Below are 23301 nucleotides of genomic sequence, written 5' to 3' on the forward strand. Positions count from 1 at the left end.
CGACTGTATGCACAGCCAGTTCGCTGGCTGTGCTAAACTGACCGCCCATTTTTCGAACCGGCAGCGGCTTATATGGACGACGTCACGGCGATACTTGATCAGCTCAACCCTGCCCAGCGCGAGGCAGTAAGCGCACCCCAAGGTAACTTACTGGTACTGGCGGGTGCCGGATCCGGTAAAACCCGCGTGCTGGTTCATCGTATAGCTTGGCTAATGCAGGCCGAAGGGCTTTCGCCTTACTCCCTGCTGGCGGTCACGTTTACCAACAAGGCCGCGCGTGAAATGCGCACTCGTCTGGAAGCTCTGCTGAGCCTCTCCATGCGGCATGTATGGGTCGGCACGTTTCACTCTATTGCCCATCGCCTACTGCGCACCCATTGGCAGGATGCCCGACTGCCACAACACTTCCAAATTATCGACTCCGATGACCAGCTACGGTTGGTAAAACGGATGCTCAAAGATTATTCCATTGATGATGAACGCTTTCCGCCCCGCCAGGTACAAGGCTTCATCTCTGGCTGCAAAGAGGAAGGTCTTCGCCCCCACCAAGTCAACGTGGACGGCGATGGTTATCTTGGCCAGATGGTAGAGCTTTATGAGCGCTATCAATTTATCTGCGAACGCGGCGGCTTAGTAGACTTCGGTGAACTATTACTGCGCAGCCTAGAGCTGTTACGTGACAACCCGCCGTTGCTAAACCATTACCGCGAGCGTTTTGGTCATGTATTAGTCGATGAGTTTCAGGACACCAATACGCTGCAATACGCGTGGTTAAAACTACTCACTGGGCTGCAAACACCAATGGCTGCCGTCGGCGACGATGACCAGTCCATTTATGGTTGGCGCGGCGCTAAAGTGGAAAATATTCGCCGCTTTGAGGAGGAGTTTCCTAACACTCACACCGTACGCCTAGAGCAGAACTACCGCTCCACAAGCGCGATTCTGGAGGCCGCTAACACGCTGATCAGTCATAACAGTGAGCGGCTGGGTAAAAATCTGTGGACTGACGGTGTCGAGGGCGACCCTATTTCTGTCTACGCCGGGTTTAACGATTTAGAAGAAGCCCGCTATATCGTTGATACCATCAAAGAGAAAGTCGATGAAGGGTTTAATCGCCGCGACATTGCCATTCTTTACCGCTCTAATGCTCAATCGCGCTTACTGGAAGAGACGCTGATCCGCCAAGGTATGCCCTACCGTATTTACGGAGGACATCGCTTCTATGAGCGCTTAGAGATCAAGAATGCTTTAGCTTACCTGCGCCTACTGCTTAATCGTGATGATGATGCCTCTTTGGAGCGCGTGATTAACGTGCCCACCCGCGGGATTGGCACCCGCACGGTAGAAATTGTGCGCCATCGCGCCAGAGAGCAAAGCATTTCACTGTGGCAAGCGCTGCACGATGCCATCCAAGACGGCACGCTAAAAGGCCGTGCCGCCAACGCGGTACAGACATTTGCCAACCTCATCGAACAATTAGACAACGATGCATCTGGCTTGCTGCTGCATGAAATTATCGATCACATCACTACGCATACCGGCCTGATCGAGCATCACAAGAGCGAGCGCGGCGAAAAAGGCCAAGCGCGCGTGGAAAACCTGGAAGAGCTAGTGACGGCTGCGCGCGCCTTTACCCATGGCGATGCCTTCGAGACCCCTGAGGCAGGCGAAGGCATGGCAGCGCTGGAAGCATTTCTTTCCGAAGCGGCACTTAATGCCGGCGACCATGAAGCCGATGAGTTTGAAGATAGCGTGCAGCTGATGACCCTGCACTCTGCTAAGGGCTTGGAGTTTCCCGTGGTGTTTATTGCCGGCGTTGAAGAGGGCCTGTTTCCTCATAAAATGTCGATCGAAGAGCCAGGGCGGCTCGAAGAGGAAAGACGACTTTGCTATGTCGGCGTTACCCGTGCGATGCAGAAACTCTACCTGACCCATGCCGAAACCCGCCGCCTGCACGGCAAAGAGGTATTTCCCAGGCCATCGCGCTTTCTACGCGAACTTCCGCCCCACCTGCTGGAAGAAGTCCGCCTACGTGGCCATATTTCCCGCCCCGTTACTGCCTCACGTTCAAGCTTTGCGCAACAGCGGGTTGAAAGCGACGGCGACCTGCCTGCCCTGCATGTTGGCCAGCGGGTGATGCATCCGGTATTTGGCGAAGGCATCATTCTAAATGCAGAAGGCGAAGGTGCTCGCGCCCGCGTACAGGTCAGCTTTGAAGGTGAAGGGGTGAAATGGCTCGTACTAGGGTTTGCCAAACTCGTCCCACTTTGAGCGGTGTTAACGTAAGCGTAAAGCTGTAGGCGAGTACTTGCCGATTAAAACCTGCTTAGCGCATACTGGCTGATGGACACTGCGCTCACTGCGCATTAATAAAAAACATCAGATAATTTCGGAGTTATGCCCGCCATGCAACGCCGCCAATTTCTAAAAACCGCCGGCTTCGGTGCCGCCGGTGTCGCTGCTGCGCCTTTTGTTTCCACTGCGAGCGCCAACGAAACCTACACCTGGGATATGGTGACCTCCTGGCCGAAAAACTTCCCAGCACTTGGCACAGGTGCCAATGACTTCGCGCGTCGGGTTGAGCAGCTCTCCAATGGCCGCATGCGCATACGTGTACACGGTGCTGGTGAACTTGTGCCTGCACTTGAAGTATTTGATGCAGTCGCTGCGGGTACCGCAGAAATGGGCCATTCCGCATCCTACTACTGGCGCGGCAAGGTCGCGGCCTCACAGTTTTTCACCGCTGTGCCGTTTGGCATGAACACCACCGAAATGAATGCGTGGTTGTATAACGGTGGCGGCCAGGAACTGTGGGATGAGATCTACGCCAACCACAACCTGAAGCCTTTTGCGGTCGGTAATACCGGCACGCAAATGGGCGGCTGGTTCAAAAAAGAGATTAACTCTCTAGACGATATGCAGGGCCTAAAACTTCGCCTGCCAGGCCTTGCTGGCGAAGCGATGAACGGCATTGGCGTCAGCACCGTCACTATGGCGGGCTCAGAAATCTTTACCTCACTGCAAACCGGCGCACTTGATGCAGCGGACTGGGTCGGGCCTTACAATGATATGGCATTTGGCCTTCACCAAGTGGCGGATTACTACTACACCTCCGCATGGAACGAGCCGACAGCCGTGCTGGAAGGCACGGTCAATTTAGACGCTTGGAATTCTCTGCCAGAAGATCTGCAAGACGTTATCCGTGAGGCTGCGCGCGCCTCTAACCTCGCCATGATCAGCGAATTTGCCTTCCGTAACGCTCAGGCATTGGAAACGCTGGTCGATGAACATGGTGTCCAACTGCGCACCTTCCCAGACGACGTGATGGCAGCGCTGTATGAATCTTCAAAAGCCGCGATCCAGCGCCAAGTAGACAGTGACGAAGAGTCTCGCCGTGTTTATGACTCTTACTCAGCCTTCCAGAAATTACTGCGCCCATTCAGCGATGTCGGCGAATACGCCTACTTGAAAAACCGCGACAATGTCGGCGTCTAGGAATTTCGCTATCTTTTAGTGGCAAGACAAAGAAGGGCGCCAAGGCGCCCTTCTGCGATGTTAATGGTCAACCAATCTCTCAGCTATGCACCGCACGGATACGCCCATTATCATCCAACGCGACCATCACAAAACGCGCTTCGGTCACTTTCTGCCGCTCTTCCAAATGGCGGCCATGAGGGGGACGCACCCATACCTCAACATCAATCTTAATTGAGCTATGGCCTATTTCCTGCACGCAGGTATAGACACTCACCATAGAGCCCACGCGTACCGGGCTTAAAAAGTCCATCGCTTCGATAGCCACGGTCGCTGTACGACCGCCAGCCTCTCGGCCCGCGGCTAGTTCGGCGGCTTGATCCATCTGGTTGACTAACCAGCCACCCGGAATATCACCATAGAGATTGGTATCTTGCCGAGAAGCCAGTAACTTTAAGGTGAGCTGCCCCTGTGGAGCAGGCACATCGTCCAAATCGGTGTCCAGCGGTGTCATAAGGTGGTCGCTTCAAAAGGTTATTGTTGTGATGTTGCTGCATCGCAATAGGCCGGTAATAGTTAATCACAAGAGGGGTGCCGTTTGAAGCGTTACAATTTGCGACGTGTCAGAAAACATCAACTGCGACTGCTTCTGACTGGCTGGCTGCTAATCGCGGGCAATCTTGCCTGGGGTCAGCCAACCTCGGTGAGTGGCACGCTAGGTGCCGTCGGTTCTGACACTATGGCAGGCCTAGTGCTGCGCTGGGGCGAAGCCTTGAGCGCCCGCCACCCGGATATCAATCTGCAATTTCAGGCTGGTGGCTCAGCCAGTGCGCCAACGGCCTTAGTGGCTGGCACCACCCGCCTAGGGCCGATGTCACGTCCCATGACCCATGCAGAGCGCCAGCAGTTTATTGACCGCTACGGTTATCCACCGCTTGAGCTTCGTGTTGCTAGGGACGCGCTAGTCGTGGCGGTCCATCGCCATAACCCATTGGATACCCTGACACTCCAACAAGTCGATGCGATTTTTTCAACTAGTCTCGCTTGCGGAGCTCCCCGCCCCATCCGGCGCTGGAGTACGCTGATGCCGGCGGCGGATTGGCCCTATGGCCAAATAGCCCTGCATGGTCGTAACCTAGCGTCAGGTACTCATGGCCTCTTTCAGAAAAGAGCCCTATGCGATGGCGAGTTTCGCCTAGATATCAGTGAACACCCAGGGTCGTCGGCAGTCATCGCTGCGGTAGGAGAGTCCTTCAATGCCATCGGCTATGCAGGCTACAACCATTTAACCCCAATGGTGCGCGCACTAAGCCTCGTCGATGAATCTGGCGTTGCCGTTGCTCCCAACGAGCACTCTATTCAGCAAGGAGAGTACCCATTATCACGTGATCTCTATCTTTACGTTAACCTGCCACCCGGCGAGTCATTACCACCGGTGGAGCAAGCCTTTCTGGCACTTATCTTTTCCGAAGAGGGCCAGCAGATTGTCAAAGCAGCGGGCTTTGTGCCTCTGCCCAATCAGCTACGTGATGCTCAGCGCCAACGCCCGTGAACTGTCATTTAATTGTCACAATAAAACGATAGGGTAAGGAGAATTAACCATGCATGCTTATTTTCGTGATGGCTTTCGCTTTTCTATGATGTCCACATGACTCCTCCTCGGCTACCCTTTTCGCGTCAGCCGCTGCGCCATATACAAGACCGACTTGCCACCGGGCTTATCACCGCCGGTGGCATCGGTGTTTTGTTGGCTATATTAGCGATTGGCGTATTCCTTTTTTGGGAAACGCTACCATTACTCGCCTTTGGCGACACGTTCAGCCTCGCTAAACTCTCCCCCCTTGCCTGGGGCACGCTAAAAGCCGCGCTGGCCGCCATGCTATTCGCAACGCCCATTGCCCTAGGCGCGGCAATGTACTCTGCGCTATTTATGTCCGCGCGGCTCCGTAGCCGTTTGAAGCCAACGCTTGAGTTGATGGAAGCGGTGCCTGGCGTTGTCATCGGTTTCATTGCCGGTTTATTACTTGCTCCCTGGGTGGAACAAAACCTAGCCAGTGCCTTGATAATCATTATTTGGCTACCACTGAGCGCAGCCTTAGCGGGATACCTATGGTATCGGACGGCCGCCCGCGTTCGCCAACGACTACCGCTTTCTTGGGCAGGTTTATGGCTTATCCCCTGGTTAATTGGCATGACTGCACTGGCAATATGGATAGCTCCCATCATTGAACAACACTGGCTTGGCGGCGACCTGCGACGCTTGCTTGATCAACGGTACGGACTTGATTACGCCACTCGAAATGCATTGATTGTGGGTATTGCGATGGGGTTCGCGGTGATTCCCAGTATTTATTCACTTGCGGAAGATGCACTTGCCGATGTGCCCTCTACCTTAATGGAAGGCGCTCAAGCGCTAGGCGCTAGCCGCTGGCAAGCACTGTGGAAAGTTGCCCTACCCACGGCAGGCCCTGGCGTCTTTTCAGCGGTGATGATTGGCGCTGGCCGCGCCGTAGGCGAAACCATGATTGTGTTAATGGCCAGCGGTAACACCGCGCTCTTTAGTGCCAGTCCGTTTGAAGGACTACGTTCGCTATCAGCCTCTATCGCCATTGAGCTTCCCGAAGCTTCTCCAGGCGGGCTGACCTATCACTTACTGATACTAGCAGCGCTGGCCTTGTTTATTTTTACCTTTGTGGTGAACACGTTGGCTGAAATTGTCAGACAGCGATTGCGCCGACGCTATCAACGTTTAGGGAGCACACTCTAATGCGTTGGCAGCGAGCAACTTTTTCAAACGTCAATTTTAAAATGGGCAGTAGCGGGCTCTGGCCTTGGCTTTGTGCTGCCTGCGTGGCACTTTCGTTATTAATGTTGGCAGCATTATTAACGCTGTTGACGATTCGGGGGTTAGGCCATTTTTGGCCAGCATCGTTAGAGGAAGTTACCCTCAAGTCAGGCGATACCGTCATTGGACAGGCAGTTCGTGAAGTGGCGCTGCCCAAAGAAGCAGGGACAGAACGGCTCTATTTCACAGGCAATCAGGATGTTACAGGAAGCAACTGGCGGTGGATTGCCATTGATGAGATTAGCCAGCAGGCCGAGCCAGCCGACCTGATTCGCTTAACGCGCTCCCCTTGGGGTGATTTTATAGGCCGTTTAATGACGGTGGAGAGCGGCAATCAACGGTTAACAGAACAAGCCGCCTGGACCTTCATCCATGATGCACTTGCCTTACCCGCTCAGCAACGACCCCCTGGCACATTAGTACTAGCCACTGCGGATGGTCAAATACTTCGCCAACCGCTGGCAAGTGTCACCTACTTTCAATCGCCAAATGCCATGTCTTGGGGGCAAAAAACCATCGCCTGGGGACAACGCATCTGGCAATTTTTAAGTGAAGGGCCACGCGCCGCCAATACTGGCGGAGGTGTCTGGCCAGCCATTTTTGGCACTGTCTTAATGGTCATTCTGATGTCAGTAATCGTTACTCCGTTTGGGGTTCTCGCTGCCATTTACTTAAACGAAATCGCTCATCAAAACCGCTTAACACGCTTAGTTCGCATTGGCGTACGCAATCTTGCAGGCGTGCCCTCAATCGTTTACGGCGTATTTGGCCTTGGCGTATTTGTCTACGGAGTAGGCGGTTCTATCGATAGCTGGTTTTTCAGCGATGCACTGCCCTCCCCCACATTTGGCACCGGCGGCCTTCTCTGGGCCTCGCTAACACTTGCCCTGCTCACGCTACCTGTAGTGATTGTCGCTACCGAAGAAGGGCTAGCACGCATACCTGATGCCCAGCGGGAAGGTGCCGTTGCACTGGGGGCGACACGTTTAGAAATGTTAACGCGGGTGGTGCTGCCCATGGCAACACCCGCCATGCTAACGGGAGTGATTTTAGCCGTCGCCAGAGCCGCGGGCGAAGTGGCACCGCTAATGCTAGTGGGCGTCGCCAAGCTAGCGCCGCAAATGCCTGTAGATAGTGAATTTCCCTACCTTCATCTAGAGCGTAAGTTTATGCACCTCGGCTATCATTTATTTGATACCGCTTTTCATGGTGAAGATGTGCAGGCCGCAATTCCGCTGGTTTTCGCCACCGCACTGCTGCTGGTGTTAATCGTACTCGTGCTTAATCTAACTGCCATATTTCTGCGTCATTATCTAAGGCGTCAGCGAGGAAACGAATGTTAGCGTCTTTATCGTCCAACAAAGCGGCTCTCGCGCCCGTGACGCATTTTCCTGCCGAACAGCGCTGCTTGAGCATTGCAAAATTTCACCTCGCTTATGCGGGGAAAATGGCGTTGCGCGATCTAACATTAGACCTACCACGCCACCGTGTAACGGCCTTTATTGGCCCTTCAGGCTGTGGAAAGTCAACGCTGCTACGCGCGATTAATCGACTGCACGACCTTAATGAATCGGTAACACACAGTGGCCATATTCAGCTTGAAGGTCAGGATATTCATGCCCCGGACATGAACGTTACCGAGTTGCGACGGCGCGTTGGGATGGTGTTTCAAACACCCAACCCTTTCCCTATGTCGATTTATGAAAACGTGGCCTTTGGCCTGCGTTTACAGCAACGCTTACCCAAGCGGAAGCGGGACGACATTATCGAATGGGCACTTACATCGGCAGCACTGTGGGATGAGGTTAAAGATCGTCTGCACCGCTCGGCTTGGCAGCTATCTGGCGGCCAGCAGCAGCGCTTGGTCATTGCTCGTACGCTTGCCGTACAGCCGGATGTACTGCTACTCGATGAACCAGCGTCAGCCTTAGACCCTATCTCAACGCTGAAAATTGAAGAGCTGATTCGTAACCTTAAATCACAGCTAACGCTTGTGCTGGTTACCCACAATATGCAGCAAGCCGCGCGGGTTTCTGACTACACGGCTTTTTTGCAGCACGGTGAACTCGTTGAGTACGGGCCAACGGATCAAGTGTTCACCAACCCGCGTTTACAACGCACCGAAAACTACATCACCGGCCGCATCACCTAGGCCCCAAAGACATCACGTCAGGAGTGCTCAATGGATATTACGAGCGATAGCCACAGCCAACATATCTCTCGCCAGTTCAACCAAGAGCTGGAGGAGCTAAAAACCCACCTGATGGCCATGGGCGGTCTGGTGGAAAAACAAGTGCAAGATGCTGTTTTTGCGCTACTGGAAGGTGACAGCCGTCTTGCTGAGAAAGTGCGCGACAATGACCGCCAAGTGAACGACCTGCAACTGCAAATTGACGATGAATGTACGCGGGTATTAGCGCGTCGTCAGCCAGCGGCTTCCGATTTGCGCTTAGTGCTGGCGGTTATTCGCGCAACGTCTGACCTTGAGCGTATTGGCGATGAAGCCAGCAAAATTGCTCGAAATGCGCTGCTGTTAAGCGAAAATAGTGGCAACATTCGCGGTTTAGTGGAAGTACGCCATATCAGCGAGCATGTACGTAAAATGCTTCGCGATGCACTTACCGCTTTTGCTCGTTTTGATACCGATCTTGCAATGCAAGTTGTGCACGAAGATGAGTTCGTTGACGACGAGTATGGTAGCGCCATGCGCTCGCTGATGACCTTTATGATGGAAGATTCACGTTCGATTAGCTCCGTACTTAGCATTATGTGGGTGCTACGTGCCTTAGAACGCGTGGGTGATCATGCCAACAACCTGGCGGAGTACGTTGTCTACTTGGTCAAAGGGTTAGATATTCGCCATAGCGATCCCGACGCGATCGACCCGCAGGTACTTAAAAAATCTTGACCTAGCACGCGATTCCTCCTGCAATACGCCCAGATATCCCCTCTGGGCGTTTTTTCTAAGGAGCAAACATGTTGGATGCGATGACAGCGCTGAGCCGAGGCACTCGCTTGGTATACCAGAAAGGTCTGCGGCGCTATATTTTCCTACCCATCGTGGTCAATATAATTGTTTATGCCAGCATGCTCAGTTTCGTGGTCAACCGCTTTTCTGGTTGGCTAGACAGTGCTATGACAATGGTACCAAGCTGGCTTGAGTGGCTCTCATGGCTAATCTGGCCACTGTTTTTTATCAGCCTGCTGCTGGTGATCTTTTTTACCTTCACCCTGGTCACCCACTTAATCGCCGCACCTTTCTATGGTTTTTTAGCAGCGAAGGTAGAACGTCAAGCGACAGGGCGTGAACCCCTGGATGACCGTGGGCTCGCTAAAACCGCTGTCGATGCCTTGGGTCGCGAGCTAGTCAAACTCGGCTATATCCTGCCACGCATGGTCATACTGTTTATTATTAGCTGGATACCCGGCCTAAACCTGATAGCTCCTGTTTTGTGGATCCTTTTTTCCGCGTGGATCATGGCAATCACTTATTTAGATTATCCTATGGATAACAATAAGATAACGTTTCGCGATATGCGGACACGACTATCGCAACGGTGGTGGCCAAGTCTCACCTACGGCGGGTTGATTATGCTAGTGACCTGGATCCCTCTCGCCAACCTGTTCTTAATTCCCGGTGCAGTGGCAGGCGCCGTATTAATGTGGGACGACCACTACCGCGGCACGCGCGACATTACGCCTCATCGCTGATGGCTTAATCGCTATAACGCTGACACAACCTATTTGTTACCTTAAGGTTGTTTGGCTGCACTATTATTCTCAAGATTAAGCATAAGCCTTGTTAAGAAGATAAGGCCCCTAAAAGGAATACGACCATGCTGACCCGCGCACTCTGGTTGACGGCTCTCCTCACTGGCTCAATCTCTCTCGCGTCGGCTCACGACGTTCAAACCGACCAGTTAAGGATCGCTCATCCTTTTGCCACGCCAACCCCCCCAGGTGTGGCAAATGGTGCCGCTTATCTGGATATTACGGCTCATACAGAGTCCGTCACACTGGTCAGCGCTCAGACACCTGTGAGCGAAAGTGTTGAGCTACATGATATGCAGATGGAAGGCGATATGATGAAAATGCGCCACGTCAGTGCTATCGAAATCGCTAAAGACGAAACGCTGACAATGCGCCCGGGTGGCGGTTATCACTTAATGCTAATGGGCTTACACCAGCCACTGGAAGAAGGTGACCGGTTTCCAATCACACTCGAATTTGCCCAGCAAGACGATATTGAAATAGAAGTTTGGGTTCAAAGTGCCCAAGAAGGAAGCAACGCGGCTGATCGCCATCATCAGCATTAACGGGATCAATCGATAATCGTCTTAACCATAAAAACCCCGTCAAAGCGGGGTTTTTACTAAAAAACTTATTTGTCACTCACTTTTAACCACAGCCTTCTTTACCAGCGTGTACTGCTACCCTCTTCACGGTTGAGTTCTTCAGCGTGATACCCTGCTCTATCTTTAGCTTTAGAGTCATCATCGGTTGTGCTGGAACGGCTTGAGGGAGTGTATATCAGAGTATTGTCATTGTCGTTAATCAGATCCTTAGCTGAATAGGTCGCAGGGCCCGATGTGTTACGAGATTGAGGCTGAATAATTTCTTGGTTATCAGCACGCTCTTGGTTCAACTCAATGGAAGATTGCGCAAATACCATTGGGCTTGCGATAAGGCCCAGCGAGAGGCCCAAAACTGAAGTATTTTTAACAAATGATTTCAACAACATAAATAAAGACTCCTTACTACATGGAGCAACCGACAATGTAATGATACAAGGTACCCTTTTTTTGTCGGTCGCTGAACGTGTCATCTGAATAATTGCATTTCTAATACCAAGAAACAGTGGGCAATGTAACAATGATTATACTATACACAAAAAATTAGACCCCACCGAAGTGGGGTCTTGAGCACTCTTAGTATCGCGATACGTAACGCTAGCTTCCTATCCGTTTGAGGGGCTCCAACCTTGGAATTAACCCTAACTAGCGTGTTGACCGTCGAAAGATTCAATCCTTGAATCTAGGAGCATCCATGCGATTTGACATCCTTGCCTCTGAATAGCTCATCCATAAGCGTAAGAGTTATAATACCTTTTGAAAAGATATGTAACCAAAGTTAATGTTACATGCCGCTATTTTCTTCAGGCAACTCATCTGTGCTGTCATAGCCAGCATCTGAATCACCATGATTCGTTGAGCTTGGCTGCATGTCGCTGGCGTTATCACCTTCGTCATGGGTCAAATCTTGGCTGTCATAATCACTTGAATCTGTTGTGCTTCCAGGCTGAGAATCGACAGGCTGTTCATCTGGGGAAATATTGTTTGCTGGATCCGCTGGCTCTTGAGCAAATACCGCAGGGCTAGCAACCAGACCAAACGCTACACTTAAAATACCAGCTTTCTTGAGTAATTCCTTGGACATCATATTCCATCTCCTCGATCGCTGTTCAATACTGCTAAATGGTAAGAAAGACTGCCTTTCGGCTTACCAGTTCCTGTGGTTTTCTCTCTTATCTAAGACACTGCAGATGCCATGCCAAAAAGCAAAAAATAATAAAAAAACGTTAATAAACATTAATTTATATATTTTAAGAAATAAATAAGACGTTTAGAATCTTTCAACTTAGGCAGGAAAAGTGGCTACAAATGGCACATGAGCATTATTTGACCATACTAACATGACACCGTGACACACTTATACAACATCTAGACAGCATTGCGCGGTATGGACTCGTCTTCGACAACGCGTGATGGCGGAAAAACACAGCGAAAGAGAGCCCCTTCGCCAGGGTGGGATTCAATTTGTAGCAGTGCATCATGTCTCAGCAGCACATGTTTCACAATCGCTAGACCAAGGCCCGTTCCACCGGTAGCCGTACTGCGACCTTTATCAACACGATAAAAACGCTCGGTTAAACGCGGAATGTGGACAGGATCTATTCCTTCGCCGTCGTCGTCGACTTCAATACAAGCACTGCCATTCGGCATGGTTTTCCAGCGAAGTGTTATCTGACTACCCTCTGGCGTATACCGCACAGCGTTAAACACTAGGTTTGAAATCGCACTATGCAGTTCTTGCTCGCTGCCAATGAGCCGCGCATCACTTTCAAGCACGACTTGGACATTGTGCTGTTGATTAGAGAGCGCTAGCGCATCGCGGCGAATACTGTCGAGCATCGGCCCTAACACCAGCGCATGATGATCCTCGCCACCTTGGTCAATTTCTAACCGAGAGAGCAGTAGCAGATCATTGACTAAGTTTTGCATACGCTTCGTCTGCTCTTCCATTTGAGCAATACCTCGGCCCAAACGTGGTGGAAGTTGCTCTTTCAAGTCGCCGTAAGTTTCTAAATAACCCGTCAGTACTGTTAGCGGCGTGCGCAGCTCATGGGAAACATTGGCGACAAAATCACGACGCATCTGCTCTAGGCGATGCAAACGGGTAATGTCTCGCGCCATTACCAAGCGTTCATCATCACCATAGAGTGTAATTTGATATTGCAGGATACGCCGTTCATCGATGGGCGACGTTAACGTTAGCGGCTCACCGTATTTACGCGCATTAAAGTAGCTGATAAATCGAGGATCACGAAGCAGGTTGGTAATATGCTGGCCACGGTCGTGGGCCGTTTGTAACCCCAGCATTTCGGTCGCGGCACTATTCCACCATTCTAAGTCACCATGTCGATCTAGCATAACGACACTGTCACGCATCGCTTCGGATGATTCCTGAATACGCGCAAGAGTGGCACGTAAGCGATTCTGGGTAATCCGTTGGCTCTTTTGGTAGCGATACAAGCGATCAAAAAGTTCGCCCCACATACCGCTTGCAGCAGGGGGTTCATCATGAGGGTGGAGCGTTAACCACTTAAAGAGTGCACGCAGTTGGCGCAGTTGATAAACCAAGCAAACGGCAAGGCCTGCAGCAACCCCAAGCCCTGGCATACCTAGCAACCATCCGAGACAAGCCCCCAGGGCAGCTAACCATGCAATCCGCCATAGTTCTCGGCTCCACAGGCGCACCGTTACACCCGCGCGGAAAAACGGTACCCAGTGCCTCTCACCGTTTGAATGAGACTCTGGTGAGCTTCCCCTAAGGCCTTACGTAGACGTCGGATGTGAACATCTACCGTCCGCTCTTCAACGTATACGTTACCACCCCACACTTGATCGAGCAGTTGGCTACGTGTATAGGCGCGCTCTTGGTGCGTCATGAAAAACTGCAGCAGGCGGTACTCCGTCGGCCCCATTTCTAACGCCTTACCGTAAGCACTCACACGATGGCTCACTGGGTCTAATAGCAAGCCATTAATTTCAATAGGATCTTCGACACCACGGGGGGTAGTACGTCGCAATACTGCTTTTAAGCGAGCCACCAGTTCGCGGGGAGAGAAAGGCTTGGTGATATAGTCATCCGCCCCGGCCTCAAGTCCTTGAATCTTGTTATCTTCTTCGCCTTTAGCGGTCAGCATAATGATAGGCACTTCGGCAGTGGCTTCTTCACGCTTTAAGCGCCTTGCAAGCTCAATACCACTGGTGCCCGGCATCATCCAATCCAGCAAAAGCAGATCTGGCTGGTGGTCAACCATCATCGCGTGGGCATCCTGGGCGTTATCCGCTTCAAGCACGCGATAGTCAGCCATTTCCAGCGCCACTGCGATCATCTCGCGAATAGGCGCCTCATCATCGACAATCAAAACGGTCTTGGCGGTCATTCCAGGGCCTCACGGTGTTCAATGAAAACTAATTTAAAAAAATAGTTCAAAAAAACAGTTCAAAGACATGTCAGTGACGATAACACCATGACTTGATGACAATTCTATGACATAGAGGATATTTAGCCAGTTATTGGCCACCAACTTAGTGCAATACCTGCAAAAATTAACAAGCCTGACCAATGATTATTAAGAAATGCCTGGAAGCAGCGGTCGCGCTCACGGCCAGCAATTAATCGTTGTTGGTGGACAAACGTGGCGGCCATAGCGGCTAGCCCAAGCCAGAAAAAGCCACCTAAACCAACACGCCATCCTACCCAGGCAAGTAGTCCAAGTGCCGCCACTTGCAGCACACCAATTATCAGACGATCAGCGCTACCAAACAGCACAGCGGTAGATTTGATACCAATTTTTAGGTCATCGTCGCGGTCAACCATGGCGTATTGAGTATCGTAGGCAACGGTCCACAGCACATTAGCGCTAAACAATAGCCATGCTTCAAACGGTACATGACCCAATACCGCACCGAATGCCATGGGGATCGCCCAAGAGAATGCAGCCCCCAGCACCACCTGAGGTAAATGGGTGTAGCGCTTCATAAACGGGTAAATGAACGCTAATACAACACCACCTATCGACAACAGCACCGTAAACCAATTGGTCAATAGCACTAAAATGAAAGCAGTGGCTACCAGCGCTATAAACAGCAGCTGCGCCTCGGCTTCACTGATACGACCAGTGGCTAGCGGACGATGTTTAGTGCGCTTTACATGGCCATCGAAATGACGATCAGCATAATCATTAACCACGCAGCCCGCAGCGCGCATAACATAAACGCCAGAAATAAAGATCAGCAGAACATTCCGTCCAGGCACGCCCTCTGCCGCTATCCACAAAGCCCACAAGGTGGGCCACATCAATAGCCAAGTACCAATCGGGCGATCCAACCGCATTAAATGTAAAAAATCAGCCACTCGAGCCCATCCCGTTGGCCTCAACAGAGAACGGTCCATGCTTACCTCTCAAAAAGAAAACGCTGGCGATAGCCTAGCGCGAAGACAGGGCAAGATCATCTGCCATGGTTGATAAAAAGTATTCCTGCACTAACAGCGACAGCCCACTGTGCTGAAACACTGAGCGCCGACCCCATACGCTATCTAAAAGCGACGCAGAGTGTTCCGCGACAAAGCGTGGCTGATGGCGAGTGGCGTAGAGTGGCCCGCGCACCAAGTCAGGTTGTTGAAACAGCCAGCTGCCTAGTGAACGCTCGCCAAGCCCTTCTAACCCCTTACCTTGTAATTGACTAAGTGGCGCTACCGAGCGTGCTACTACCCAGGGCTTATCACCTACACACAACGCTACTTCCCTCAGCCATGCATAGCGGCGCGGTTCAATTCCCAGCGCTAGCGCTTCGTCCCGCAGAGGTAAGCCAATCGTTTGACGTAACAATTGCACCCGAAACGCGTTTGTGCCGCCTGCGACGGTTAACCGCGTCGTTAAGGAGTCCGTCGATGCCACCCACTGCCACCACGAAGCGCTCATTGCAGGGCGAGCCGCAGCAACAGGAAGCCAGTGAGGAAATAGTCGATGAGGAAATAGGGAAGCTTGCCGAACAGTAGGGGCGATCACCAAAGTCTCCAAGGCGGTCAATACACAGAAAGCTAGTGTAACATGGTGACCTCACAGGCTTTTGTTCTGCCGACTTTTGGTGACTGCATGCCTTCATACGAGATATCGCTATATTCCCATTCGACACTGATTATTATTGGCACCGGTATGGCGGGGATTGGCCTTGCGCGCGCCCTACGCCGACAGGGTGATACACGTGCCATTACCCTTATTAGTGCCGATAGTGGCGATGATTACAGTAAACCGCTGCTTTCTACAGGCTTTGCGAAACGCTTAACGCCAGACCAACTCGCCCAACGTGACGCCAGCAGCGTCGCAGAAGAACTGGACGCTGAGTTAATTACCCACACCCAGGTCGCACATCTGCATGTGGATAACCAACGCGTAGAGCTCAGTAATGGCCAACAGCTCCACTACGACGATCTGGTGTTAGCCACTGGAGCGGCTCCCCATAGGCCGTTCAGCGTGCCCGAAAGTGTCGCCAAACGATGCTTCACCATTAACGACTTAGACGAGTATCGCCGCTTTTATGCCGCATTAGGAGCAACGCCTACTAAACGTGTCGCAGTTGTCGGTGCTGGGCTGGTGGGCTGCGAGTTCGCCAATGATCTCCATGCTGGCGGCCACCAAGTCACTCTCATTGCGCCAGAAAGTACACCGCTGCAACGTCTGCTCCCCGAACCGCTCGGCCAGGCACTGGCTGATGCTTTCCAAGAGGCAGGCATCCAACTTTCCTTAGGACATAACCTGACAACACTGGCACTTAACGTAGATGACGCTCTATCACTTCGTCTTGATAATGGCGACCTTTATGCTGCCGACATCGCGTTACTCGCCACTGGCTTAGTTCCGCGCACTCAACTTGCCGAAGCAGCCGGGCTGGCGGTTAGCCCTCGCGGTATTGTGGTTGACCGCCAGTTACGCACCTCTCGACCGAACATATTTGCGTTGGGCGATGTGGCTTGCGTTGAGGGAGTTAACGCTATGTACGTGCAGCCCCTGCAGGCGAGCGTAAAAGCACTGGCGTCGACCCTCGCCGGAAAACCAACCAGCGTCAGCTTTGGGGCGTGGCCCGTCATTGTGAAAACGCCATTACTACCCGTGGTTGCCTACCCACCGGTAACCACACCAGCACGGTGGAGAATTGAGGGAGAAGGCGGTGAAATGACAGCGATTGCTGAAAATAAAGACGGTCGTTTGATTGGATTTGCGTTGACAGGCAGCTGCGTGAGAAGGAAAGTGGAGCTTTCCAGAGTAGCACCTGCGCTGCTAGGCTGATTTTCGCCGCCTTAGCGACTAGGCTAAAAAAGTTAACCAGCTGGGCAGTGCTTCTAACAACACAGATGAACTTACGCTTGATTTTCACATAGGGAGATACCTTTATGCGCAAACCTGAACTCGCCGCCGCAATTGCTGAAAGCGCTGATCTATCCAAAGACAAAGCTGGCCAAGTCCTGAACGTTATCTTGGACGAAATCACTAACAGCGTTGCCAAAGGCGAAGATGTCGCTCTGATTGGCTTTGGAACGTTTACCGTGCGCCAGCGTGCCGCACGTACTGGTAAAAACCCGCAAACTGGCGCGCCTTTACAGATTCCCGCCAGTAAAAACGTTGCGTTCAAGCCGGGCAAAGCGCTTAAGGACGCCGTTTCCTAATGAAACTCAAGCTGACGCTGTGGCTACTGAGCTTACTGCTTAAAAGAGCCCTGCGACGCAAGCCGCGCTTTCGTGAGCAACTTGAGCGAATGCGCGGACTGGACTGGGGCGTTGCCACGGAAGACCTCAGCATTGCCCGGTATTATCGAATGGCGCCGAAAGGCATTGATACCGGCAAAGGGCTACCCGTTGACCTAGACCTTGAGCTTCGTTTTCGCGATCAGGATGCCGCGTTGAAAATCCTTAAAAAGCCAACGCAACAGGCATTTCTAGATGGCATGGTAGCCGGTGAAGTCCGCCTAGTGGGCGACTCCGCCGATATGAACAAGCTTCAAAAGCTACTGAAAAATATGTAATAACTAACCCGCCACCTCAAGGTGGCGGGTTCCTTCCTAAGATTTCTCTTATTGCCCCTGCTATCTTTCAGACTAGGCTCTCACTGACCAGCCCCTCGCTGCCAAGCATCACGCTTGCTCGGTTACGTTTTGTATAGCCATTGAGCACAGCCGTTGAAAACAGCGGGTAAAGACAAGCACACACGCTTCACTCTATACTAAGCATTAAACTAAAGTCTAAAAGAAGCGACCCATTAGAGACTCTATGCCTATTTCATTGCCTTTGCGGCGTCTATGGACCCTGGACAAGTTTGCCTACAGCCTGCGCGTGTTTATCGCGTTCAGCGGGGCGCTGCTGTTTAGCGGTTTGGCAGGAGACATCGCGCTGGTGATTCCGCTGTTTCTGGGCATTATTGCGAGTGCGCTTTCTGAAACCGATGACAGCTGGCAGGGGCGCTTCCAGGCGCTGGTGGTGACACTTGCTTGCTTTGCCTCGGCCTCGTTTGTTGTTCAGTGGCTTTTCCCTTGGCCGTGGCTGTTTGCGGTTGGGCTGGCGGTTTCTACCTTCACGTTAATTATGCTGGGTGCCATTGGTCAGCGGTACGCGACCATTGCGTCAGGCACGTTAATCCTGTCGATCTACTCAATGATCAACATTGAACAGCACGGTGGCGTGGATGAAGACGTGGCTTCCAGGCAGTTGCTGCTGCTTGCAGGAGCCGCGTGGTATGGGGTTATCTCAATCCTATGGTGCGCCCTTTTTTCGCGCCAGCCAGTTAAACAAAGTATGGCGCGGGTATATAAAGCGCTAGGTGAGTTTTTAATCTTAAAGTCTGCGCTGTTTGAGCCTGTTCGTGGGGTCGATCTAGAGGCGCGCCGCGTGGCGCTAGCCAGGCAAAACGGCAAGGTAGTCGATGCACTCAACCAAGCGAAAGAGATGATTTTCCGCCGCCTAGAGGGGCAACGTGGCAGCCGTAAGCTAAATCGCTATCTACAGATTTACTTTATCGCCCAGGATATACACGAGCGGGCAAGCTCTACCCACTACCCCTATAGCGCGCTCACCGAAGCGTTTTTTCACCATGACGTTCTGTTTCGTTGCCAGCGACTCTTAGACCAGCAAGGCCGCGCCTGCCGCCAGCTAGCCAAATCGCTGTTGCTTAACCGCCCCTTTGGTCATGAACAGAGTGAGCAGGCGCTGGCCGATCTACGCGCTTCTATCGACAACTTAAGCGAGCACGGTAAGCCGGAATGGCGTCCGCTTATGCACCCGCTCAATGCACTTGCCGATAACCTGTCTATCCTGGAAGCTCAGATTGCCAGTGCTCACAACCCAGATACCGACGATGATCGTCGTGATAGTTCGCTTTACGACCGCTCCCCCTCCAGCGTGCTAGAAGCGTGGAAACGCGTTCAGCTAAATTTGACGCTGGGTTCACCCACGTTTCGCCATGCGGTGCGCTTATCCACCGCGCTGTTAGTAGGCTATGGGCTGCTCCAGTGGCTTGACCCTGAACAGGGGTTTTGGATTTTACTCACCACGCTGTTCGTCTGCCGTCCGAACTTTGCCACCACGCGTCGTTTTCTTTCACAGCGCATCTTCGGCACGGTGCTTGGCCTCATTGCAGGTTGGGCATCCATTAGCTTGTTCCCCCAAGCCAGCATACAAAGCATGATTGCGGTGGCTGCGGGCGTTTGTTTTTTTGCCAACCGCGAGCGTCACTACGTTATCGCCACTGCTTCAATCACACTGCTGGTACTGTGCAGCTTTAACCAGGTCGGCGACGGTTTTAATCTGATCTTACCTAGGCTGTTGGATACCTTGGTGGGTTCGTTGATTGCCGGGCTAGCGGTATTTTTTATTCTGCCTGACTGGCAAGGGCGTCGGCTGTACCGGGAGGCCGCAAAAGTCCTCACCAACCACCGCCGTTATTTAGATGAGATAGTTCACCAGTATGAAGAGGGAAAGCAGGACGATTTGGCTTACCGGTTAGCCCGCCGCAATGCCCACAATGCCGATGCAGCGCTCTCAACGCTACTCACCAATATGCTCCACGAGCCGGGGCACTATCGCAAACAGGACGCCGACAGCGGCCTACGCTTTCTAGTGCTGTCTAACACGCTGCTAAGCCACTTATCTGCCCTTGGCGCTCACCGCCATCAGTTGGCTGAAGACGAGGACGACGCCGCCTTAGTGCCCCTTGCCAAGCGCATCAGCGAGCTGCTGGAGCAACTGGCAGAACAACTCAACAAGCGCCAACCTGTCACGCCCTTGGCTGACCAAGTCAACGACCTACTCGCGCAGCTAGAGCAGAATGCCTCAGATTCCTTCGATAAGAAGGGCTCAGAGGGAGACGAAAACGCCATTGCCCTTTACCGTCCCATCCAAAGCCAGTTACGCCTGATTGCCGCACAGCTAGGGCCCCTTGGTGAAGCCGCCAACCGCTTAACGGAGACACCAGTAGAGAATCATCAAGAAGCGAGCACCGCAGCTTAAGCGTTGTATCACTCCCTACACCTGCCCGTAGCGCCCGGCGGCTTCGCCTAGCCAGCGCCGCACTAATACGGCGGTGACCTCAGTGTTGCCTTGAAGCGCCTGGGCCAGGGCAGTGACGCGCTCTAGCTGGTCGGCGTCACGCTCAAGATCAGCAATTTTCATCTGAGCAAGACCGGTTTGGCGAGTGCCGAGCACTTCCCCGGGACCACGAATTTCCAAGTCCTTTTCGGCAATACGGAAACCGTCGGTCGTTTCACGCATTACCCCCAGGCGCTCCCGAGAGCTTTTCGAAAGCGGCGGGTGGTAAAGCAGCACACAGAAGCTTTCCGTGCTGCCGCGCCCTACTCGACCGCGCAGCTGGTGCAGTTGAGAAAGCCCCAGGCGTTCCGGGTTTTCGATAATCATCAGGCTGGCATTGGGGACATCTACGCCCACTTCAATAACGGTGGTGGCCACCAGCAGGTCGAGCTCGCCCGTTTTGAAGGCCTCCATCACCTCAACTTTTTCACTGGCCTTCATGCGCCCATGAATCAGTCCAATAGCGAGTTCAGGCAGCGCCTGGGTTAGTTCATCGCGAGAGACTTCGGCGGCCTGACACTGCAGCACCTCAGACTCTTCAATCAGCGTACACACCCAATAGGCCTGACGCCCATCACTGCAGGCGTTGCGAATGCGTTCAACCACTTCAGGCCGCCGCTCATCAGACACCACTACGGTTTTAACCGGCGTACGCCCTGGCGGCAACTCATCAATTACCGATACATCCAAATCCGCGTAAGCACTCATGGCCAGCGTGCGAGGAATCGGCGTCGCGGTCATGATTAGTTGGTGGGGTGTTAGCCCGCCCGCTTCGCCTTTCTCGCGCAGTGCCAAGCGTTGATGAACCCCAAAGCGGTGCTGTTCATCAATAATTGCTAACCCCAAACACTGAAAGTGTACGTCGCTCTGAAACAGCGCGTGAGTACCCACCACCATGCGCGCACGGCCATCGGCAATAGCGGCTTTGGCATCTAACCGCGCTTTACCTTTGAGCTTACCTGCCAACCAAGCCACTTCGATGCCCAGCGGTTCAAACCAGGCTTTAAACGCTCGATAGTGCTGTTCAGCAAGAATTTCCGTGGGGGCCATCATCGCCGCCTGGCAATTGCCTGCCAGCGCTGAAAGCGCCGCCATCGCCGCAACGACCGTCTTCCCCGAGCCGACGTCGCCCTGCACGAGCCGTAGCATCGGGGCGGGCCGCGCAAGGTCTAGGGTAATCTCTTCCAGCACGCGGCGCTGCGCACCGGTAAGGGCAAACGGCAGCTGAGCTAAAAAGCGGGTTTGCAGGCTGCGGCCCGACGGCAGCGATGGCGCACCATCGGCCTGAATACGTAACCGTACTTCACGCAGGCTGAGTTGGTGGGCCAGTAGCTCTTCCAGCGCTAGCCTACGTGTGGCGGGATGATGGCCGTGGGCAAGCTGCTCAATGTTCACATCCGGTGGCGGTTGATGTAGCAGTTGCAGGCTAGCGTGTAACCCAGGCAGGTTGAACCGCTGGCGCAGGGCATCTGGAATAACGTCCGGAAGTAACTCAGGGGAGCGCTGCAGTAGCGCAAGCGCTTGCTGGGTAAGTGCGCGCAAACGCGTCTGATGCAACCCTTCAGTGGTCGGGTAAATCGGCGTGAAATACTCCTCAACCGGTGTATCGTTACCGCCGCTTAGCCGGTACTCAGGATGGTAAATTTCCAGCCCTGTTGCCCCCGCGCGCGCCTCCCCAAATGCACGCACCGTAACACCGGGGCGCATCTGTTGCTGCTGGGCAGGCGAAAAATGAAAAAAACGCAGGCTTAAAATACCGCTTCCATCGCGCACTCTGACTAACAAACTACGCCGACGCCCCTTAACAACATCGCACGCGGTGACTTCCCCTTCTATCACCGCCTCACTCCCTGCGCGCAGCAGGCCAATGGGCGTTAGCCGTGTACGGTCCTGGTAGCGCAACGGCAGGTGAAATAGCAGGTCGCTTACGCAGTCTATTCCCAATCGCGCCAACTTTAGCGCGAGCGCCTCACCAACCCCTTTCAGCGACGAAACCGGTGCAGAAAGATCACTCATGAGGACGGACTAGCACTAGCAGTGTGTACAGGTTGCTGACATTGGCTAATCGCCTTAGCTAACGCATCTATTGCTTTTGGGCGAGGAAAGCTTGCCCGCCACGCAATGGCAACGGTGCGCGAAGGCGCGGGCTCAACAAAGGGCCGGCTCACTAGCATGGCATTTTCATACTGATCAGTGCCCAGCGCCGACTGTGGCAGTACCGTAATTCCTAATTTAGATGCCACCATATGGCGAATGGTTTCCAATGAGCCACCCTCAGCAATCAGCGTATTATTGGGGCTGTTAAGCTTTTGGGTAATCGCCGGACAGGCTTCCAAAATTTGATCGCGGAAGCAGTGCCCTTCCCCCAGCAGCAGCAAGCGCTCTTCTAACAAATCTTCTTTGTGAATCGCGTCACGACTTACCCAGCGATGGCTGGCTGGCATCAACACCTCAAAATGCTCATCGTAAATCGGCTTGGTAACTACGTCGGTCTCTGTGAAAGGCAGCGCCACAATAATGACATCCAGCTCGCCACTGCGTAACTTTGCCCGCAGAGAGCCGGTCATGCCTTCTTCAATATACAACGGCATTTGCGGTGCGGCGCTAGCCAGTGCTGGCACTAGATGGGGAAATAAGTAGGGGCCAATCGTATAAATTGCGCCTATGCGCAGCGGGTTAGCCAACTGGTCTTTGCCAGCATTCGCCATTTCGTAGATAAGTCGGCTCTGTTCCAGTACGCGCTGGGCTTGAGCAACGATCTTCTCACCCAACGGGGTGACCTGCACGGTTGATTTGGAACGTTCAAACAACGGTGTATCAAGCTCGTCTTCGAGCTTTTTCACCGCCACCGAGAGCGTTGGCTGCGAAACATGGCAGCGTTCGGCGGCACGACCAAAGTGACGTTCTTGGGCAAGGGTTACGATGTAGCGTAGTTCTGTTAAAGTCATAGTGGTGCCAGTGGCATCCTCTCGTTGCAGCTCGTTACAGGTCATCGTGATAGCGAGATGGAAAAGGACAAACAAACCCTATTGAAGATGGCACATCTCATAGGGACTTTG

The 23301-nt window shown here is 52.9% G+C and carries 22 protein-coding genes; 13 read left to right on the forward strand and 9 right to left on the reverse strand.

Annotated elements, in window-relative coordinates; all coding sequences use genetic code 11:
• Positions 1 to 72 precede the first annotated feature (72 nt).
• Both uvrD and J4377_RS18360 read left to right on the forward strand, forming a co-directional pair.
• Positions 73 to 2271 (forward strand): DNA helicase II, encoded by a 2199-nt coding sequence (gene uvrD, locus J4377_RS18355; RefSeq protein WP_253486323.1) that lies wholly within the window; start codon positions 73 to 75, stop codon positions 2269 to 2271.
• Between the two features lie 135 nt (positions 2272 to 2406).
• The gene (locus tag J4377_RS18360) at positions 2407 to 3495 is read left to right on the forward strand and encodes a TRAP transporter substrate-binding protein (protein WP_125753101.1); all 1089 of its coding nucleotides are present in this window, start codon (positions 2407 to 2409) and stop codon (positions 3493 to 3495) included.
• A gap of 79 nt (positions 3496 to 3574) precedes the next feature.
• Here the strand turns inward: J4377_RS18360 and J4377_RS18365 are convergent, their stop codons facing one another.
• The gene (locus tag J4377_RS18365) at positions 3575 to 3988 is read right to left on the reverse strand and encodes an acyl-CoA thioesterase (protein WP_125753104.1); all 414 of its coding nucleotides are present in this window, start codon (positions 3986 to 3988) and stop codon (positions 3575 to 3577) included.
• Between the two features lie 84 nt (positions 3989 to 4072).
• Here J4377_RS18365 and J4377_RS18370 point away from each other — a divergent pair, with 84 nt between their 5' ends.
• The 7 genes from J4377_RS18370 to J4377_RS18400 all read left to right on the forward strand — a co-directional run bounded on the left by J4377_RS18370 (position 4073) and on the right by J4377_RS18400 (position 10635).
• The gene (locus J4377_RS18370; protein WP_253486324.1) at positions 4073 to 5026 is read left to right on the forward strand and encodes a PstS family phosphate ABC transporter substrate-binding protein; all 954 of its coding nucleotides are present in this window, start codon (positions 4073 to 4075) and stop codon (positions 5024 to 5026) included.
• Between the two features lie 96 nt (positions 5027 to 5122).
• Positions 5123 to 6241 (forward strand): ABC transporter permease subunit, encoded by a 1119-nt coding sequence (locus J4377_RS18375; protein ID WP_253486325.1) that lies wholly within the window; start codon positions 5123 to 5125, stop codon positions 6239 to 6241.
• Positions 6241 to 7662, forward strand: coding sequence for a phosphate ABC transporter permease PstA (gene pstA, locus J4377_RS18380; protein WP_253486326.1), 1422 nt, complete (start codon positions 6241 to 6243; stop codon positions 7660 to 7662). The genes J4377_RS18375 and pstA overlap by 1 nt, the downstream gene beginning before the upstream one ends.
• Complete coding sequence (gene pstB, locus J4377_RS18385) at positions 7656 to 8471, forward strand: phosphate ABC transporter ATP-binding protein PstB (protein WP_038479682.1); 816 nt, start codon at positions 7656 to 7658, stop codon at positions 8469 to 8471. Before pstA ends, pstB begins: the two co-directional genes overlap by 7 nt.
• Before the next feature lie 30 nt (positions 8472 to 8501).
• Positions 8502 to 9227: a phosphate signaling complex protein PhoU gene (phoU, locus tag J4377_RS18390; RefSeq protein ID WP_253486327.1), complete on the forward strand. Its 726-nt coding sequence runs from the start codon at positions 8502 to 8504 to the stop codon at positions 9225 to 9227.
• A 68-nt stretch (positions 9228 to 9295) separates the two neighbouring features.
• A complete protein-coding gene (gene cysZ, locus J4377_RS18395) occupies positions 9296 to 10030 on the forward strand; it encodes a sulfate transporter CysZ (protein ID WP_038479688.1) in 735 nt (244 codons plus the stop codon).
• A 125-nt stretch (positions 10031 to 10155) separates the two neighbouring features.
• On the forward strand, positions 10156 to 10635 hold the full coding sequence (locus J4377_RS18400) for a copper chaperone PCu(A)C (protein ID WP_095603395.1): 480 nt from the start codon (positions 10156 to 10158) through the stop codon (positions 10633 to 10635).
• 98 nt (positions 10636 to 10733) lie between these two features.
• Here the strand turns inward: J4377_RS18400 and J4377_RS18405 are convergent, their stop codons facing one another.
• From J4377_RS18405 to J4377_RS18430, 6 genes are all read right to left on the reverse strand, one after another.
• Positions 10734 to 11060 carry a hypothetical protein gene (locus J4377_RS18405; protein WP_095603394.1) on the reverse strand — a complete coding sequence of 109 codons (327 nt, stop codon included), beginning with the start codon at positions 11058 to 11060 and terminating at the stop codon, positions 10734 to 10736.
• Between the two features lie 395 nt (positions 11061 to 11455).
• Complete coding sequence (locus J4377_RS18410; RefSeq protein WP_095603393.1) at positions 11456 to 11758, reverse strand: hypothetical protein; 303 nt, start codon at positions 11756 to 11758, stop codon at positions 11456 to 11458.
• Positions 11759 to 12039: 281 nt separating this feature from the next.
• A complete protein-coding gene (phoR, locus tag J4377_RS18415) occupies positions 12040 to 13356 on the reverse strand; it encodes a phosphate regulon sensor histidine kinase PhoR (protein ID WP_038479701.1) in 1317 nt (438 codons plus the stop codon).
• A 2-nt stretch (positions 13357 to 13358) separates the two neighbouring features.
• A complete protein-coding gene (phoB, locus tag J4377_RS18420; RefSeq protein WP_009723274.1) occupies positions 13359 to 14048 on the reverse strand; it encodes a phosphate regulon transcriptional regulator PhoB in 690 nt (229 codons plus the stop codon).
• Between the two features lie 122 nt (positions 14049 to 14170).
• The gene (gene ubiA, locus J4377_RS18425; RefSeq protein ID WP_253486328.1) at positions 14171 to 15061 is read right to left on the reverse strand and encodes a 4-hydroxybenzoate octaprenyltransferase; all 891 of its coding nucleotides are present in this window, start codon (positions 15059 to 15061) and stop codon (positions 14171 to 14173) included.
• Between the two features lie 34 nt (positions 15062 to 15095).
• Positions 15096 to 15677, reverse strand: a complete 582-nt coding sequence (locus J4377_RS18430; RefSeq protein ID WP_051626400.1) for a chorismate lyase — start codon at positions 15675 to 15677, stop codon at positions 15096 to 15098.
• Positions 15678 to 15764: 87 nt separating this feature from the next.
• Here J4377_RS18430 and J4377_RS18435 point away from each other — a divergent pair, with 87 nt between their 5' ends.
• From J4377_RS18435 to yccS, 4 genes are all read left to right on the forward strand, one after another.
• Positions 15765 to 16955: an NAD(P)/FAD-dependent oxidoreductase gene (locus J4377_RS18435; protein WP_253486329.1), complete on the forward strand. Its 1191-nt coding sequence runs from the start codon at positions 15765 to 15767 to the stop codon at positions 16953 to 16955.
• A 104-nt stretch (positions 16956 to 17059) separates the two neighbouring features.
• Complete coding sequence (locus J4377_RS18440) at positions 17060 to 17332, forward strand: HU family DNA-binding protein (protein ID WP_009723279.1); 273 nt, start codon at positions 17060 to 17062, stop codon at positions 17330 to 17332.
• On the forward strand, positions 17332 to 17688 hold the full coding sequence (locus tag J4377_RS18445; protein ID WP_172422402.1) for a hypothetical protein: 357 nt from the start codon (positions 17332 to 17334) through the stop codon (positions 17686 to 17688). Before J4377_RS18440 ends, J4377_RS18445 begins: the two co-directional genes overlap by 1 nt.
• Before the next feature lie 244 nt (positions 17689 to 17932).
• Positions 17933 to 20164: a YccS family putative transporter gene (yccS, locus tag J4377_RS18450; RefSeq protein WP_253486330.1), complete on the forward strand. Its 2232-nt coding sequence runs from the start codon at positions 17933 to 17935 to the stop codon at positions 20162 to 20164.
• A gap of 15 nt (positions 20165 to 20179) precedes the next feature.
• Here the strand turns inward: yccS and recG are convergent, their stop codons facing one another.
• Positions 20180 to 22258 (reverse strand): ATP-dependent DNA helicase RecG, encoded by a 2079-nt coding sequence (gene recG / locus J4377_RS18455; protein ID WP_253486331.1) that lies wholly within the window; start codon positions 22256 to 22258, stop codon positions 20180 to 20182.
• On the reverse strand, positions 22255 to 23190 hold the full coding sequence (locus J4377_RS18460) for a hydrogen peroxide-inducible genes activator (RefSeq protein WP_095603769.1): 936 nt from the start codon (positions 23188 to 23190) through the stop codon (positions 22255 to 22257). The genes recG and J4377_RS18460 overlap by 4 nt, the downstream gene beginning before the upstream one ends.
• Positions 23191 to 23301: the final 111 nt, after the last annotated feature.

The sequence above is a fragment of the Halomonas sp. XH26 genome (genome assembly GCF_024138895.1).
Classification (GTDB): Bacteria; Pseudomonadota; Gammaproteobacteria; order Pseudomonadales; family Halomonadaceae; genus Vreelandella; species Vreelandella alkaliphila.